This window comes from Streptomyces sp. NPDC000348, assembly GCF_042898795.1.
Taxonomy (GTDB): Bacteria; Actinomycetota; Actinomycetes; order Streptomycetales; family Streptomycetaceae; genus Streptomyces.
The window spans coordinates 22,585-38,589 of sequence record NZ_JBIAZD010000004.1 but is presented as its reverse complement, the minus strand read 5'-3'; the positions used below and the strand labels follow the sequence as shown (position 1 = coordinate 38,589).

Annotated in this window: 10 protein-coding genes and 1 pseudogene; 6 read left to right on the top strand and 5 right to left on the bottom strand. The window is 75.0% G+C overall.

Annotation, left to right across the window (positions count from 1 at the left end; translation table 11 throughout):
• On the top strand, positions 1-750 hold the full coding sequence (gene cbiQ, locus ACFY3N_RS09850; RefSeq protein ID WP_390816099.1) for a cobalt ECF transporter T component CbiQ: 750 nt from the start codon (positions 1-3) through the stop codon (positions 748-750).
• A complete protein-coding gene (locus ACFY3N_RS09845; RefSeq protein WP_390816098.1) occupies positions 747-1,610 on the top strand; it encodes an energy-coupling factor ABC transporter ATP-binding protein in 864 nt (287 codons plus the stop codon). Before cbiQ ends, ACFY3N_RS09845 begins: the two co-directional genes overlap by 4 nt.
• A 30-nt stretch (positions 1,611-1,640) precedes the next feature.
• Here the strand turns inward: ACFY3N_RS09845 and ACFY3N_RS09840 are convergent, their stop codons facing one another.
• Positions 1,641-6,971: a DNA repair ATPase gene (locus ACFY3N_RS09840; RefSeq protein ID WP_390816097.1), complete on the bottom strand. Its 5,331-nt coding sequence runs from the start codon at positions 6,969-6,971 to the stop codon at positions 1,641-1,643.
• A gap of 72 nt (positions 6,972-7,043) precedes the next feature.
• Positions 7,044-9,089 (bottom strand): SPFH domain-containing protein, encoded by a 2,046-nt coding sequence (locus ACFY3N_RS09835; RefSeq protein ID WP_390816096.1) that lies wholly within the window; start codon positions 9,087-9,089, stop codon positions 7,044-7,046.
• A 385-nt stretch (positions 9,090-9,474) separates the two neighbouring features.
• Here ACFY3N_RS09835 and ACFY3N_RS09830 point away from each other — a divergent pair, with 385 nt between their 5' ends.
• Positions 9,475-10,533, top strand: coding sequence for a PucR family transcriptional regulator (locus tag ACFY3N_RS09830; protein WP_390816095.1), 1,059 nt, complete (start codon positions 9,475-9,477; stop codon positions 10,531-10,533).
• 15 nt (positions 10,534-10,548) lie between these two features.
• On the opposite strand, the gene ACFY3N_RS09825 is transcribed toward ACFY3N_RS09830, so the two are convergent.
• The 3 genes from ACFY3N_RS09825 to ACFY3N_RS09815 form a co-directional block, all read right to left on the bottom strand.
• Complete coding sequence (locus ACFY3N_RS09825; protein WP_390816094.1) at positions 10,549-10,989, bottom strand: DUF6299 family protein; 441 nt, start codon at positions 10,987-10,989, stop codon at positions 10,549-10,551.
• Between the two features lie 190 nt (positions 10,990-11,179).
• Positions 11,180-11,578 (bottom strand): RidA family protein, encoded by a 399-nt coding sequence (locus ACFY3N_RS09820; RefSeq protein WP_390816093.1) that lies wholly within the window; start codon positions 11,576-11,578, stop codon positions 11,180-11,182.
• Positions 11,575-12,741: an acyl-CoA dehydrogenase family protein gene (locus ACFY3N_RS09815; RefSeq protein WP_390816092.1), complete on the bottom strand. Its 1,167-nt coding sequence runs from the start codon at positions 12,739-12,741 to the stop codon at positions 11,575-11,577. The genes ACFY3N_RS09820 and ACFY3N_RS09815 overlap by 4 nt, the downstream gene beginning before the upstream one ends.
• A 117-nt stretch (positions 12,742-12,858) precedes the next feature.
• On the opposite strand from ACFY3N_RS09815, the gene ACFY3N_RS09810 reads away from it, so the two are divergent.
• The 3 genes and pseudogenes from ACFY3N_RS09810 to cysC form a co-directional block, all read left to right on the top strand.
• Positions 12,859-14,469, top strand: a complete 1,611-nt coding sequence (locus ACFY3N_RS09810; RefSeq protein WP_390816091.1) for an AMP-binding protein — start codon at positions 12,859-12,861, stop codon at positions 14,467-14,469.
• A 35-nt stretch (positions 14,470-14,504) separates the two neighbouring features.
• The gene (locus ACFY3N_RS09805) at positions 14,505-15,326 is read left to right on the top strand and encodes a PaaX family transcriptional regulator C-terminal domain-containing protein (protein ID WP_390816090.1); all 822 of its coding nucleotides are present in this window, start codon (positions 14,505-14,507) and stop codon (positions 15,324-15,326) included.
• A 130-nt stretch (positions 15,327-15,456) separates the two neighbouring features.
• Positions 15,457-16,002: pseudogene (gene cysC / locus ACFY3N_RS09800) on the top strand (adenylyl-sulfate kinase); the annotation flags it as partial.
• Positions 16,003-16,005 lie beyond the last annotated feature (3 nt).

Sequence of the window (16,005 nt, the reverse complement as noted above, 5' to 3'; positions counted from 1 at the left end):
GTGCTGCCGATCGACGCGGCGGCGCACAGCAGTCGCTGGCGCCGCCGTCATCCCGTGGACAAGGCCGTACTGGGGCTGGGGCTCACCGTGCTGGCGATCTCGCTGCCGCCGTGGCCGGGCGCGGCCCTGGTGCTGGTGACGGCGCTCGCGGCGCTGCTCGGCCCGGCGGGGGTGCCGGGCCGGCGGCTGTGGCGGGCGTACCGGGTGCCGCTGGGCTTCTGCGTCACCGGGGCGCTGCCGCTGCTGGTGCGGGTGGGCGGACCGGCCGGGTTCGTGTCCTGGGCCGGGGACGGGCCGCTGCGCGCCGGGGAGTTGCTGCTGCGTACGTCGGCGGCCTCGCTGGGCGTGCTGCTGTTCGCCTTCACCACCCCGATGTCCGACCTGCTGCCGCGCCTGGTGCGGGCCGGGGTGCCGGCTCCGCTCGTGGACGTGGCGCTGGTGACGTACCGGATGAGCTTCCTGCTGCTGGACTCGGTGCGCCGCGTCCGGGAGGCCCAGGCGGCCCGGCTCGGGCACACCACCCGCGCGGCGACCTGGCGGTCCCTCGGCGCTCTGGGCGCGACCGCGTTCGTGCGGTCCTTCGACCGGGCGGCGCGGCTGCAGACCGGGCTCGCCGGACGCGGCTACGACGGCACCCTGCGCGTGCTGGTGCCCGAGGCCCGCGTCTCCGTCCGGTTCACGGCGCTGAGCGTGGCGCTCCTGGCGGCGCTGGCCGCCCTCACCCTCGTACTGGAAAGGCCGTTGTCGTGAGCGAGACCGTCCTGGTGGCCCTGCGGGGCGCGTCCTTCGCCTACGAGGACGGTCCGGCCGTGCTCAGCGGTCTGGACTTCGAGGTGCGCGAGGGGCGCTCGTTGGCCCTGCTGGGGCGCAACGGCAGTGGCAAGACGACGCTGATGCGGTTGCTGAGCGGTGGACTGCGCCCGATCGGGGGCGAGTTGACCGTCGAGGGCCGGGCGGTGCGCTACGACCGCAAAGGGCTGACGGCGCTGCGCACCACCGTGCAACTGGTGGTGCAGGACCCCGACGACCAGTTGTTCGCGGCGTCGGTCGGCCAGGACGTGTCGTTCGGGCCGCTCAACCTCGGGCTGCCCGACGCCGAGGTGCGGGCCCGGGTGGCCCGGGCGCTGGCCGCGCTGGACATCACCGCACTCGCCGACCGTCCCACGCACCTGCTGTCCTACGGGCAGCGCAAGCGGACGGCGATCGCGGGCGCGGTCGCCATGCGGCCCCGCGTCCTCGTCCTCGACGAACCGACGGCGGGCCTCGACCCGGACGGGCAGGAGCGGCTGCTCGCCACCCTCGACGGTCTGCGCGAGGACGGCACCACGGTCGTCATGGCCACCCACGACGTGGACCTCGCCCTGCGCTGGGCCGACGACGCGGCCCTGCTCACCCCGTCGGGCGCGCACACCGGCCCGGCGGCCGACGTGCTGGCCCGTACGGACCTCCTCGCGGCGGCGGGGCTGCGGTTGCCGTGGGGCGTGGCGGTCGGGCGGCTGCTCCGGGCGCAGGGGCTGGTGAGCGGCGCGGCCGCCGGTCCCCGCTCCCCGGAGGAACTGGCGGCCCTGGTGGCCACGTCCACCGCCGGTGGTGACGCGCACGTCCCGTGAGGGCGCTCGGTCGGCCCTCCGCCGGCGCGATCACCGGGGTGCGGACGGCCGGTCGGTGCCCTCCGGGGGCCGCCGGGCCGCGTGCCGGGAGTCCGGGCCGGCGGCCGGACGGCGCGCGCCGGCGGCGCGGACGATGGCCGACTCGACGGCGGCGATGCGGTCGCCGAGGAGGGCGAGGGCGGCCACCGCGCGGGTCAGGGCGTCCTCGTCGGGGCCGGCCGGGGTCCGGGTGCGGACGTGGGCGGCCTTCAGCTCGGCCCAGCGGGCCGACCGGTCGGGGGTGAGGGTGCCGCGCAGCTCGGCGAGCTTGAGCAGGTTCGCCTCGGCGCCGGTGGTGAGGGTCTGGGCCTCGGCCGTGTAGTGGTCGTCGACGACGGCGGTCAGTTCGGCGTCGTTCATGACGGGCTGGATCCGCTGGGCGATCTTGTTCATGTTGCGGTAGGAGCCCTGGAGCCGGAACGGGGGCTCGGTGCGGGCGTCGTCGGACTGGGCGGCGGAGGCGATGTAGGCCGCGTTGACGGTGAGGACGGTCCGGCGGGCGGTGAGGAGGTGGCGCAACACCGCCAGGACGCGGTCCAGTTCGGTGGGGGCGTAGGGGTGGGTGAGGCGGTCGGCGCGGGCCGTGGGGTCGTTCTCGGCGAGGCGGATCAGCAGGTCGAGGTCGGCGCGGTCGCGGGAGGCGAGCGGGGCGAGCACCGGGTGGGCGGTGAGGGCGTTCTCCACGAAGCTGAGCGCGAAGACGTCCTCCTTGCCGGTGAGGACGTCGCCGAGGTTCCACACGTCGGCGCGGTTGGCCAGCATGTCCGGGACCCGGAAGGCCTCGCCGGACTCGGTGTAGGGGTTGCCGGCCATGCAGACGGCGAACCGCTTGCCGCGCAGGTCGTAGGTGCGCGGTTCGCCGTCCCACACGCCTTCCATCCGGCGCGTGGCGTCGCACAGCGGGATGAACTTCTGGAGCAGTTCGGGCGAGGTGTGCTGGATGTCGTCGAGGTGGAGGAGGGTGTTGTTGCCGGCGGCGAGCGCGAAATTGATCTTCTCGACCTCACGGCGGGCGGTGGCGTTCGGCGCCTCGGCCGGGTCGAGCGAGGTGACCGCGTGCCCGAGTGCGGGGCCGCTGATCTTCACCAGCACCAGGCCGAGGCGGTCGGCGACGTACTCCACGAGGGTCGTCTTGCCGTATCCGGGCGGGGAGACGAGCAGCAGCAGGCCGCCGGTGCCGGTGCGGCCGGACTCGCCCGTGGTGCCGAGCTGTTTGGCGAGGCTGTCGCCGACCAGCGGCAGGTAGACCTCGTCGACCAGCCGGTTGCGGACGAACGACGCCATCACGCGCGGCCGGTGGTCGTCCAGGCGCAGCCGGGTGCGCTCGGCGGTCACCAGCGCGGTGCGGCGGCGCTGGAAGGCACGGAAGGCGGGTGCGTCCCGCTCCCTGAACGCCTCGGTGCGGGCGAGGAACTCGTCCAGGCGGAGGGTGAGACGGCGGTCGGTGATCCGGGGGTGGGTGCCGAGCAGGTCCCCCGCCGTGGCGGTCAGGGGCGCGTCGGACGTGTGGCGGGGGACGTCCGGGCAGAGTTCGGCGGCGACGGCCTCGGCGAGGTCACCGGCGGTCACCTGCTCGCCGGTGGCCGCGGCGTACGCGGTCAGCCAGGCCTCGACCAGCTGGCGGCGGGCGGGGAGGCCGGCGAGGGCGGGGAGGTCGTCGTCGTAGGCCCCGGTGGCGACCGTGCGGCGGAAGCCGTCGAGCAGGGCGCGGACCCGGGCGCCGAGGACGAAGCCCTCGGGACCCGTGGTCAGTTCGTCGAAGAGGTACGCGGCGCAGGCCTCCGGACGGACGGGGGCGCCGTCGTCCCAGGCGCGGACGGCGCGGGCGAGTTCCGTCCGCAGCGCGTCGAGGGCGGGAGGGGGTCCGAAGGCGTCGCGGACGCGGGCCAGGGAGCGGGCGCGGCGGGTGAGGTCGGCGCGCTCCCCGGCGGTGGTGCCGTGGGTCCAGTACAGCAGGGCGTGGGCGCGGGCGGCGGGCTCGTGGCGCAGCGGGCCCGCGCCGGCGTACAGGGGCAGCAGGGCGGTGAGGATCGCGGTGGCGTCGTGGTCGTGGACGCCCCGCTCGTACCCCTCGTCGTAGGCCTCCTCGGCGGCCCGGCGGACCAGGGTGGCGAGGTCGTACGTACCGGCCAGGGCCTCGGCGCCGGTCTCGTGCAGCAGCCGGGCGGCGAGGTGTTCGGCGCGGTAGACCTCGGGCGACTCGGAGGGCAGGTGCCGGTTCCACAGGGGGCGGTCGGCGAGGAGGGCGGGGTCGGTGACGGGGACGCGGTAGTCGGTTCCGGTGAGGGCGAGCGCGAGGCCGTCGCCGTGCGGGACGACGGTGAGGTCGAGGGGCTGGGTGGCGACGGCGAACCGGTGGCCGCCCAGACGGACGGCGCGTCCGCCGTCCGCGTAAAGGTCGGCACGGTCGCGCAGGGCGCGGGCGGCCTCCTGCCGGGCGGAGCGCAGTCGGCCGTCGAGTTCCTCCGCCCTGACCCGGTCACCGAGGTCGCGCAGGGCGTCGGCGGTGCGGCGGACCTTGGTGACGAGCGGGTCGGAGGCGAAGTAGGTGCTCACCGCGTCGGCGTCGGCGAGCGTGGCGGAGCGCCGGGCGACCGTCTCCAGTACGCGGTCGGCGGCGGAGGCGAGCTGTTCGGCGCGGCGGGCGCGGGCGTCGGAGAGGCCCTGCTTGCGGGCGGAGAAGGTCTCGTAGATCTCGGTGCGCCGGTCGGCGAGTTCGCCGAGGACGTCGTCGAACTCGGCGAAACGGGACTCCAGGGCCTCCAACTGGGTCAGCGTCCGGGTCAGTTGCTCGTCGCAGGTCTCCGGGGTGTCCGCCGCCGCGAGGGCGCCGGTGACCGTCTGGCCGAGCAGGGCGAGTTCGGCGGCGAAGCCGGCGCGCGCCTCTCCCTCGAAAAGGGTCCGGCGGCGGGTGTCGAGGGTGGCGCGGGCGCGGTTGACGCCGCCCATCGCCCCGGCGATCCGCTCCAGGACGGCCGTGCGGACGGTGGCGTCGGCGATGTCGAGCCCGGCGACCACCTCGGTCACCGTGCGCAGTCCCCCGGCCAGTTCGTCCAGGCGGGCGGCGACCGGGGCGGCTTCGGCGGTGGTGGTGACCGACCCGGCGTCGGCGACCAGTCGTTCGACGTCCGCGTGGTGGGCGGCGAAGGCGTCCTCGCGGGAGAGGAAGGCGATCGCGCGCTGCCCGAAGGAGGCGAGGTCGGCCCCGGCACCCTCGGCGAGGGCGTCGATGCGGGCGTGGTCCGCGTACCGCATGTCCTTCAGGGTCAGCAGATGGCCCTGGGCGTGGCGGAGTTCGGTCAGTCCGGTGACCCAGGCGGCGGCCTCGCGGGGCTGCTCGCCGCGCAGCCGGCGCACCACGGAGGCGATCCGGTCCGCCGCCTCGTCGAGCGCGCGGGCGGCCCGTGCGGTGAGGTCGCGCACGGTCTCGAACTCGGCCAGCACCTGTTCGGCGGTGGCGCGCATCTGCTCCAGCGGAGCGCGCAGGTCGCCGAGTTCGCCGTCGCCCAGCCAGTGGTGGGTGTCCAGGGCGCGCACGCAGGCGGCCGTCAGGGCCGTGTACACCTCGGTGGTGGGGGTGGTCCCGGCGACGGAGCGGGCCAGGGACAGGCAGTCGGAGATGCCGCGTACGAGGTCGGCGTTGCCGACCCGGGCGAGCGGGCCCTCGCCGACGGGCTGCGCGGCGGCGTGGGTGTCGGAGACGTAGGGCGAGTGCCACAGCTGCACGGGGTGGACCCGGGCGGGTTCGTCGCCGTCGGGGCGCAGCAGCGCGAGGAGCCCGTCGTCGAACAGCGCCCAGCCGTGGCAGGCCATCGGGGTGGCGACCGCCTCGCGGATCAGGTTGTACGACAGCAGCAGCGCGCGTCCGCGTCCGGGCGCGTGGAAGACGTACAGCACGTCCTCACCGTGCGGCGAGCGCACCTCCTGTGCGAACTCCATCCCGCTGGTGTCGAGTTCGTACGTCTTGTGGGGGCCGGCGGCGAGGCAGTAGCCGCCGGGGAAGACGATGCCCTGGTCGTCGGGGAGCCGGCGGCAGCCCTGTCCGATGCCGTCGAGGCGGACCACGGACCGGGTGAGGGTGTTGAAGACCAGGTGGCGGTGGGCGGTCTCCTTGTACGGGAGGATCCGCAGCAGGATCAGGGGGCCGACGCGGGCGTGGGCGATCTCGGCGTCGGCGAGGGACTGCAGGGGCTCGTCGACCGGTTCGGTGTGGATGCCGTCGGCGGTGTCGGTGTCGTCGTCGGTCTTGACGGTGAGGGTGCCGCCGAGGGTGTCGACGAAGACCTCGCCCCGCACGGAGACGTGCGGGTGGCGGCCGAGGACGTGGTCCTCCCGGGTGGTGGGCGTCCAGTCGATGTCGGCGGGCGGGGTGCGGGCGTGGTCGCGGTCGCCGCGCGCGTCCAGGAAGACCGCCGACCGGCCGTCCTCCGGGATCGTCCAGCGCAGGACGCGGATGTCGCCGGGCTTCTCGCCGGTCTGGAAGACGGCGAGCAGCTTGCCGCCGGTGCGGCGCAGCCGCAGCAGGCGTGCCTGGCGGTAGTAGCGGTGCAGGGCGGCGAACTCGCGGCGGAAGCCGGGGTCGTCGAGGAGTCCGGGCACGGCGTCGTCGGGGAGGCGGCCCAGATCGCGGTCGTGCGGGGCGAGGACGTCGCCGACCGTGGTGTCGGCCTCCGGACGGGGCCGGGTGTCGTAGCCGAAGAGCAGGACGTCGCCGACGGCGACGATGTCGCGGGGCACGGCGGTGCGGCCGGTGCGCAGCCGCTCGGTGCCGGTGAGGCGCAGTTCGGGGGCGCCGAACTCCTCGGCCCGGCGGTGGTTCAGCGCCTCCGCGCGGCGGGCGAGTTCGGCGGCCCGGTCGGCGAGGCGGTCGCGCAGCACCTGGTAGGCGCCGCCGTCGACCGCCGCGTCGGTCCCGCCCGGCGCGGGCGTACGGGACGGCTCGTGGGGCCCGCCGGCACCGGTCCGCTCACGAGCGGTGTCCGGGCCGGACGCCCCGCGGGATCCGGCCTGTCCGGGCGCCCCACGGGATCCGCCCGGCCCGGAGTCCCCGCCGCGCCCGCCCGGGCCGGATGCCGTCCGGGACCGGCCCCCGTCGGGCGCGCCCTGCGTCCGGTCCGCGCCGGAGGTCACCCGGGAACGGTCCGCGCCGGGCGCCCCCTCAAAGCCGCTCGCTCCGGGCGTGCCGTGGAGGGCGCCGGTCGCGGCAGCGGCGGGCGAGGCGCCGGTACCGGGACGGCCGGGAGCGGCGCCGGTTCCGGGTGTGCCCGGGCCCGGCGTTCCGCGCGGGGCCGGGTTCGTGGGCTCGTGGGTGCCGGTGGTCATGGCTGGCTGCCTCTCGGAAGGTGCGGCCGGGAGCCGCCGTCCCCTGTGCGGCGGCTCCCGGCCGGAGGGTGGTCAGGCCCTGGCGCGGCCGTTCGGCGCGGCCAGCGGTGTGTCCGAGAGGCCCAGCTCACCGGCTTTCTCGATCAGTTCCCTGAACCGTCCGGTGTTCTCACCGCCCTGCTGCATCAGTCGCATCAGCAGCGCGGAGACCGTGAGGTTCTGCACGTCGGCGGTGGAGACGGAGCCCAGGACGCGGCTCAGGTCGTCGGTGAAGCTCGCCGAGCCGTCCAGCCAGGGACCGGCGAGGGCCTGCGCGGTCTCGGAGTGCCGGACGAAGCCGTCCACGCCCTTGCCGAGCGCGATCGAGGAGACCAGCCGGTCGAAGAAGACCGACTCCCCGCCGACGATGTTGATGTCCGCGTTCTCCAGTCCGGTGGCGAGGACGGTGGCCTGTGCCTCGGCGACCTGCCGCTGCACGTCCAGTCCGGCGAGCCGGATGTCCTTCTCGGCCTCCAGCCGCAGCCGGTACTCCTCGTGGCCGCGGGACGCCTCGTCGAGGGCGGCCATCGCCGCCGCCTTCTCGGTGAGGCCGGCCGCCTCCGCCCGGAGCCTGCCGCTGATGGCCTCCGCGTCGGCGAGGGCCTTGGCCCGCGCCCCCTCGGCCTCCGCGCGCAGCCGGGCCTGGGTGGCCTCGGCCTCGGCGCGGCCCGCCTTCTCGATGACCTCGGCCTCCTTGTCGCGGACCTGGACGACGGCCAGTCCTTCGGCCGCGGACTCCGCCTGGACGCCCTCGGCCAGCCGCAGCTTGGCCCGTGCGTCGAGGTCGGCGGTCTTCAACCGGGCCTCGGCGAGCGTGAGTTCCTCGGCGGCGCGGTGCGTGGCGGCCTGCTCGGCGGCCTCGGCGGCCTTGATGTCCTTGACCAGCCGCTCCTGCGCCTCGGCCTCCGCGGCGATGATCACGGCCTGCCGCTGCCGCTCCGCCTCCTCGACCGCGCGCAGCCTCTTGATCGACTCCTCCTGCTCGGCGACCGTGCGGTCCACCGCCACCCGCTCGCGGATGACCTCGGCGATCTCCCGCTTCTCCGCCTCGACCTCCTTGTCGGCGGCGATCCTGGTCAGCTGGGTCTCCCGCTCACGGGCGATGACCTCGAGGAGGCGGTCCTTCTCGATGCGCTCGCTCTCCACGGCGATGACCCGCTCGCGGTTCTTGGCGGCGACGGCGACCTCGCGGGCCTGGTTCTCGCGCTGCACGCCGAGCTGTTCCTCGGTGCGCAGGAAGGCGCTCTGCGCGCGCAGCCGCTCCTCCTCCACCACCCGTGCCGTCTCGGCCTCCTCGCGGGCCCGTACGGTCTCGATCTCCCGGCGCTGCTTGATCTCGGCGTCGGCCTGCCGCCGCTCCAGCTCCAGGATCGCCTCGCGCGCGTCGACGTCCTGCCGGGTGATCTCCTTCTGCTCGTTGCGCTGGGCCTCGTTGGTGCGGACGTGCTCCACCGCCGTCAACTCGGTGATCTTGCGGATGCCCTGCGCGTCGAGGACGTTGCCCGGGTCGAGCTGGGTCAGCGGCGTCTGCTCCAGGTAGTCGATCGCCGCGTCCTCGAGGTGGTAGCCGTTCAGGTCGACGCCGATGACCTCGATGATCCGGTACCGCAGCTCCTCGCGCTTGGTGTAGAGGTCGGTGAAGTCCAGTTGCTTGCCGACGGTCTTCAGCGCCTCGGAGAACTTGGCGTGGAACAGCTCCTGGAGCGTGTCGCGGTCGCTGGCCCGCGCGGTGCCGACGGCCTGGGCCACCTTGATGACGTCGTCGACCGTCTTGTTGACCTTGACGAAGAACGTGATGCGGATGTCCGCGCGGATGTTGTCCCGGCAGATCAGGCCCTCCTTGCCGGCCCGGGTGATCTCGATGGTCTTCACCGAGATGTCCATCACCTCGGCCTTGTGCAGCACCGGCAGCACGACCGACCCGGTGAAGGTCACATCGACCCTGCGGGTCCTGGAGACGATCAGTGCCTTGCCCTGCTCCACCTTGCGGAACAGTTTGGAGACGACGAGCAGGCCGATGAGCATGAGCAGCAGGGCGACGCCGGCGATCACGGCGATGCCCACGGTGGCGGCATCCATGGGACACGTCCTCCTGGGCTGGAATGCGGGCAGAAGTCGGGTGGAGCGGTGCCTCGTCGCCGGGGCGGACGAAGGTGTGGTGGAGGAGACGACGCAGCCGGCGCCGCGGTTCTGCGCCGGGTGCGGACGGTTGCCGTCCGCACCCGGCGCGCCCCCTGCTCACCGCCCGCGTCCGGGGGATGGCACCGCTCCCCTCCGGGTTCCGGTGCCGGACACCTGCCGGTGTCCGGCACCGGAACCGTCCGCGGTGCTCCCCGCGGACCATGCTGTCCGCTCGGGGCACATTCGCGCATTGCCGGTAACCGGCAATGTTCACTAGGGTCTTGATGCCGGTGCGACACAGCCGGCGCGTCGGGGAAGCGTCAGGATTCGGGGTGGGGAAGGCGTGCCGGAACGGGAGATCCCGGAGGAGTATCTGGAGGGCTACGCCCGCATTCTGGCCGAGGTCGCGGCCACGGGCAGACGCCTCACCCGGGACGAGATCGCCTCCCGGCGGGCCCTGGGGGAACGGGCCGCGGAGGCGGGCTTCGGTCTGCGTTCCCTCGTCAGCGCGCATCTGTCCGGCGCCCGCGGGACGTGGCCGCGCGGGGCGGACTCGGCCGACGGCGCGCTCGCGGCCGTCCAGCAGGTCGTGGACGCCTTCGCCGAGGGGTACGAGCGGGCGCAGCGGCTGGCGGTGCGTCAGGAGGAGGCGGCGCGAAGGGAGTTCATCGACGACCTGCTCTACGGCCGCAGCGATCTGGGGCGGCTGGCGGAGCGCGCCGAGCGCTTCGGGCTGCGGCTGTCGCACGAGCACGCGGTCGCCGTCGCCCGGGGTGCGGTCGCCTACGACGAGGGCGACCCGGTGCCGCGGCAGGTGGAGCGCGCCCTGATCTCCCGGTTCGGGAACCGCAGCATCCTGCTCACCACCAAGGACGGGCGGCTGCTGTGTGTCGCGCCCGGGCACCAGGGGGAGGTGCTCACGTACTTCGCCAAGCAGGCGCACGCCGCCACCGACGGGGGCCAGGTAGCCATCGGCCGTCCGCAGTCGGGGCCGGGCGGTGTCGTCCAGTCCTACGAGGAGGCCCTCAACTCGCTGGAGATAGCCGAGCGGCTGGGGCTCGACGATCCGGTGCTGCGCGCCGCCGACCTGCTCGTCTATCCCGTGCTGGCCCGTGACCGCCAGGCCATGGCGGACCTGGTGCACAACACCCTGGGGCCGCTGACCGCGGCCCGCGGCGGTGCCGCGCCCCTCCTGGACACGCTCACCGCGTACTTCGACTCCGGCTGTGTCGCCGCGGAGGCGGCCCGGCGGCTCTCGCTGAGCGTGCGCGCGCTGACCTACCGCCTGGAGCGCATCCACGGACTCACCGGCGCCAACCCGTCGGACCCGTCCCACCGCTACATGCTCCAGACGGCGGTGATCGGCGCACGCCTGCTGGACTGGCCCGCCGGCGAGTCATGAGAGGGGACGCGCGGGTCAGCCCCCGGTCAGGGTGACGTCCCGGTCCTCGGTGGCGTGGACGACGGGCAGCAGGAGGATGCCGCTGGGGCGCAGCTCCATGAGGATGGCCTCGGCCCGGGCCCGGCCCGCCTTCAGGGCGTCGCCGGGCACGGCTGCGCTGTTCTCCCAGCGGTGCTCCTTGCCGTCGCACACCGCGCGGGTGCCGCCGAGGGAGTAGTGGACGCGGGACGAGGGCCGGCCGACCGAGGAGCTGACGAAGACCGGTCCTTCACCGCCGCGGCAGCGGTAGGTACCGGAGAGGCTGACGGAGCCGTCGGCCATCCGGCCCTTTTTGTCCACCGTCACGGACTCCGCGGGGGCGGAGGGGGCGGCCGACGCCGGCGAGGGGGCCGCCGCGGCGAAGCCGAGCAGCAGCGCGGCACCGGCCGCGGCGCCGAGGACGGGGCGTACGGGCATGGGGAACCTCCCGAAATAGTTGGAATGAGAGGTTCCACCAGTACCCGGCGCGGGGGTCCGGGGCCAGTCGTCGTCACCCCTTCGGGGCGGGAGTCGGCCCCGGCCGTCGGGGAACCGTCCCGGGATGGTCCGGGAGCTGTCACGTTTCCCGCCGGCCGGCTCGCGGTCGCCGCATGAGCCGGTCCGCCCCTCAGGGCAGCAGGGCGAAGCCGTCGAGTTCGACCAGGGCCCGTTCGTCCCAGAGGCGGACCACCCCGACGACCGCCATCGCCGGGTAGTCGCGGCCGGCCAGCTCCCGCCAGATGCGGCCGAGTTCGCGGGCGTGGCCGCGGTACGCGGCCACGTCGGTGGCGTAGACGGTGACGCGGGCCAGGTCGGCGGGGGCGCCGCCGGCCGCGCGCAGGGCGGTGAGGAGGTTGGCGAGGGCCCGCGCGAACTGGTCGGGCAGGGTGTCCCCGACCACCTCGCCGTCGGTGTCGAGGGCGGTCTGGCCGGCCAGGAACACCAGCCGGGAGCCGGTGGCGACGACGGCGTGGGAGAAGCCGGCCGGCGGGGAGAGCTCGGGCGGGTCGACGCGCTCGGCGGTCACCGGTCCTCCAGGTTCCTGTACAGCTCCTTGGCGATGATGCCCCGTTGCACTTCGCTCGCCCCCTCGTAGACGCGGGGCGCGCGGACCTCGCGGTAGAGGTGTTCGAGCAGGTGCCCGCGCTGCAGGGCGCGGGCGCCGTGCAGCTGGACGGCCCGGTCGACGACGTACTGCGCGGTCTCGGTGGCCAGCAGCTTCGCCATCGCGGAGCGCCGGGGGACGTCGGCGGCGCCCTCGTCGTACGCCGTCGCCGCCGCGTACACCATGAGCCGGGCGGACTCCGTGCGCAGCGCCATCTCGGCGACCTGGTGGGCGACGGTCTGGAGGTCCTTCAGCTTGCCGCCGAACGCGTCCCGCCGGGCGGTGTGGGCGAGGGTGGCGTCCAGGGCGGCCTGCGCCATGCCGACCGCGAAGGCGCCGACGCTGGGGCGGAACAGGTTGAGGGTGTCCATGGCGACCCGGAACCCTCGGCCGGTCCCGCCGAGCACGTCGTCGGCGGTCACCGGTACGGCGTCGAAGCGGAGGGCGCCGACGGGGTGCGGGGAGAGCATGTCGAGGCGGCTGCCGGTGAGGCCGGGGCGGTCGGCGGGGACCAGGAAGGCGGTCACGCCCCGGGCGCCGGCGCCGGGGGTGGTGCGGGCGAAGACGGTGTAGAAGTCGGCGTCGGGGGCGTTGGAGATCCAGCACTTCTCCCCGGTGAGCCGCCAGCCGGAGCGGCCGTCGGGGCGCGCGGCGAGGGCCGCCGGGCCCGGCCGGCCGGCCGGCTCCGCCGTGAGCGACAGGGCCGCCGCGTCCGAGCCGGCGCCCGGCTCGCTCAGCGCGAACGCCGCGACGACGCTGCCGTCGCCGACCCCCGGGAGCCAGCGGGCCCGCTGGGCGGGGGTGCCGTGGGCGTGCACCGGGTGGGCGCCCAGGCCCTGGAGGGCCAGGGCGGTCTCCGCCTCGGTGCAGGCGTGGGCCAGGGACTCGCGCATCAGGCACAGGTCGAGCGCGCCCGAGGTGAACAGGCGGGACAGCAGGCCGAGGGCGCCCAGTTCGGCGACCAGGGCGCGGTCGACCCGGCCGGGTTCCCCCTTCGCGGCGAGCGGCCGCAGGCGTTCCGCGGCCAGGGCGCGCAGCTCGGCGCACCAGGCGAGTCGTTCCGGTTCGAGCGAGAATGCGGTCATCGCCGGTCCCTTCCCTCGCCGCCGGGCCACTCCCGAGGTTATCGCGGACCGTTGACTGCCGTCACCGACACGATACGCTCCTGATGCGAGCCCACCACGCCAAGGGGGCGAACCGTCATGAATCCACGGGCCACCGCGCACGTCGACACCTTCGCCCGCGACCGTCTCCCGCCGCCCGACCAGTGGCCCGAGCTCCGCTTCGACCTGCCGGAGCTGCACTACCCCGACCGGCTGAACTGCGCCGCGGAGCTGCTGCACGGCCCGCCCGACGGCCGCCCGGCGTTCCGCACCCCGGACGGCGCGATCTGGACGTACGGCGCGCTGCGCGCCCGCGTGGACCGGCTCGCGCACCTCCTCACCGGCGACCTCGGGATCGTCCCCGGCAACCGGGTGCTGCTGCGCGGCCCCACCACACCGTGGCTGGCCGCCTGCTGGCTGGCGGTGCTGAAAGCGGGCGCGATCGCCGTCACCGTACTGGCCCAGCAGCGCCCGCACGAGCTGAGCACCATCTGCGAGATCGCCGAGGTCCACCACGCCCTGTGCGACATCAGGGCCGCCGACGACCTCGCCGGGGCCGGGATCCCGGACCTCTCCCTCACCACCTACGGCGGCGACTCCCCCGGCGACCTGCTGAACCGCCCGGCGCCCGGGACGCCGTACGCGACCGTGCCGACCGCCGCCGACGACGTGGCGCTGATCGCCTTCACCTCCGGCACCACCGGACGCCCCAAGGGCTGCATGCACGTCCACCGGGACGTGCTGGCGATCGCGGACACCTTCTCCCGGCACGTGCTGAAGCCGGTCGCGGACGACGTGTTCGCCGGCAGCCCGCCGCTGGGCTTCACCTTCGGACTCGGCGGCCTGGTGGTGTTCCCGCTGCGGGCCGGGGCGAGCGCGCTGCTCCTCGAACAGGCGCACCCCGCCCAGCTGTTGTCGGCGATCGCCGAGCACCGGGTGTCGGTGCTGTTCACCGCGCCCACCGCCTACCGCGCGATGCTCGCCGGACTCGACGGCCACGACGTCGCGTCGCTGCGCCGCTGCGTCTCGGCGGGCGAGAACCTGCCCGCCGCCACCTGGCGGGCCTGGCACGAGCGCACCGGACTGCGGATCATCAACGGCATCGGCGCCACCGAACTGCTGCACATCTTCGTCTCCGCCGCCGACGAACGGATCCGCCCCGGAACGACGGGGGTTCCGGTCCCCGGCTGGCAGGCGCGCGTGCAGGACGCCGACGGCACGCCCGTGCCCGACGGGGAGCCGGGGCTGCTCGCGGTGCGCGGCCCCGTCGGCTGCCGCTACCTCGCCGACCCGCGCCAGCGGGAGTACGTGCGCGGCGGCTGGAACATCACCGGCGACACCTATGTCCGCGACCCCGACGGCTACTTCCGGTACGTCGCCCGCGCCGACGACATGATCATCTCGGCCGGGTACAACATCGCGGGCCCCGAGGTCGAGGACGCCCTGCTGCGCCACCCGGACGTGGTCGAGGCGGCGGTGGTCGGGCGGCCGGACGAGGCGCGCGGCCAGGTCGTGGTGGCGTACACGGTCCTCGCACAGGGCGCGGAACGCGACGCCGAGGCGCTGCGCGCCTTCGTGAAGTCCGAGCTCGCGCCGTACAAGTGCCCGCGGGAGATCGTGTTCCTGGACGCCCTGCCCCGCACGGCCACCGGCAAGCTCCAGCGGTTCCGGCTGCGCGCCGCCACCGGGAGCGGGGACGACGGTGCGTGACGCCGGGGAACCCCACCCTCCGTATACGACTTAAGATGATCAACGTGTCCGACCAGCAAGTCCCCCACGCTCCGAGATCCCTCATCGTCACGCTCTACGGCGCGTACGGCCGCTTCGTGCCGGGCCCGGTGCCCGTCGCCGAGCTGATCCGGCTGCTGGCCGCGGTCGGCGTGGACGCCCCGTCCGTCCGTTCCTCGGTGTCCCGGCTCAAACGGCGCGGCCTGCTCGTCCCGGCGCGTACCGCGCAGGGCGCGGCCGGGTACGAACTGTCGCCCGACGCACGCCAGTTGCTCGACGACGGCGACCGGCGCGTGTACGCCACCGATCCGCCGGAGGACGAGGGCTGGGTGCTCGCCGTGTTCTCCGTCCCGGAGTCCGAACGGCAGAAGCGGCACGTCCTGCGCTCCCGGTTGTCCGGCCTCGGCTTCGGCACGGCCGCCCCCGGCGTGTGGATCGCCCCCGCGCGGCTGTACGAGGAGACCAGGCACACCCTGGGGCGCCTGCGCCTGGACGCCTACGTCGACTTCTTCCGCGGCGAGCACCTGGGGTTCGCCCCCACCGCCGAGGCGGTCGCCCGCTGGTGGGACCTGGACCGGATCGCCGAGCAGCACGAGGCGTTCCTGGACCGGCACGCGCGGGTGCTGCGCGCCTGGGAGCGGCGCACGGACACCCCGCCCGAGGACGCCTACCGCGACTACCTCCTCGCCCTGGACTCCTGGCGCCACCTCCCCTACGCCGACCCCGGTCTGCCCGCCGCCCTGCTCCCCGCCGGCTGGCCGGGCACCCGCTCGGCGGCCGTCTTCCGCTCCCTGCACGAGCGGCTGCGGGACGCGGGGGCGGCGTTCGCGGGCCTGTAGCGGCCCGGCCCCGGGCGAGCGGTCCGGCTCCTCCTCAGCCAACCCTCAGCTCGTTCATCCCGTCTTCTCACCTTCCTCGCCTAGCCTCCCTCACGTCGTCAGGCGGACGGGGAGGAGAGGACGGTTGCGCATGACCACCACGGCGAGGGCCCGGGGGGCCACCGTCTGGCTCACCGGGCTGCCGAGCGCGGGCAAGACCACCGTCGCCGGACTGCTCCGCGACCGGCTGCGGGCGGACGGGCGCAGGGTGGAGGTCCTCGACGGCGACGAGATACGCCGCTTCCTCACCGCGGGCCTCGGCTTCTCCCGGGCCGACCGGTACGCGAACGTGCGGCGCGTCGGCCTGGTCGCCGAGGTGCTGGCCCGCAACGGCGTGATCTGCGTCGTCCCGGTCATCGCCCCGTACGCCGACAGCCGGGAGGCGGTGCGCGCCCGGCACGCGGCGAGCGGGACGCCGTACTTCGAGGTGCACGTCGCCACCCCGGTGGAGGTCTGCGCCGCACGGGACGTCAAGGGCCTGTACGCCCGTCAGGCCGCCGGCCGGCTGACCGGGCTCACCGGCGTCGACGACCCGTACGAGCCGCCCACCGACCCGGCGCTGGTCCTGCGCACGGAGTCGCAGACCCCGTGGGAGTCGGCCGACGCGGTCCACGCGATGCTGGCGGAGCACGGGCTGGCC

What these genes read in the sequence shown, in the direction of transcription:
- ACFY3N_RS09840 (WP_390816097.1), bottom strand. Translation starts at nt 6,971, where the DNA reads ATGACCACCGGCACCCACGAGCCCACGAACCCGGCCCCGCGCGGAACG.
- ACFY3N_RS09835 (WP_390816096.1), bottom strand. Translation starts at nt 9,089, where the DNA reads ATGGATGCCGCCACCGTGGGCATCGCCGTGATCGCCGGCGTCGCCCTG.
- ACFY3N_RS09825 (WP_390816094.1), bottom strand. Translation starts at nt 10,989, where the DNA reads ATGCCCGTACGCCCCGTCCTCGGCGCCGCGGCCGGTGCCGCGCTGCTG.
- ACFY3N_RS09815 (WP_390816092.1), bottom strand. Translation starts at nt 12,741, where the DNA reads ATGACCGCATTCTCGCTCGAACCGGAACGACTCGCCTGGTGCGCCGAG.
- ACFY3N_RS09810 (WP_390816091.1), top strand. Translation starts at nt 12,859, where the DNA reads ATGAATCCACGGGCCACCGCGCACGTCGACACCTTCGCCCGCGACCGT.
- ACFY3N_RS09805 (WP_390816090.1), top strand. Translation starts at nt 14,505, where the DNA reads ATGATCAACGTGTCCGACCAGCAAGTCCCCCACGCTCCGAGATCCCTC.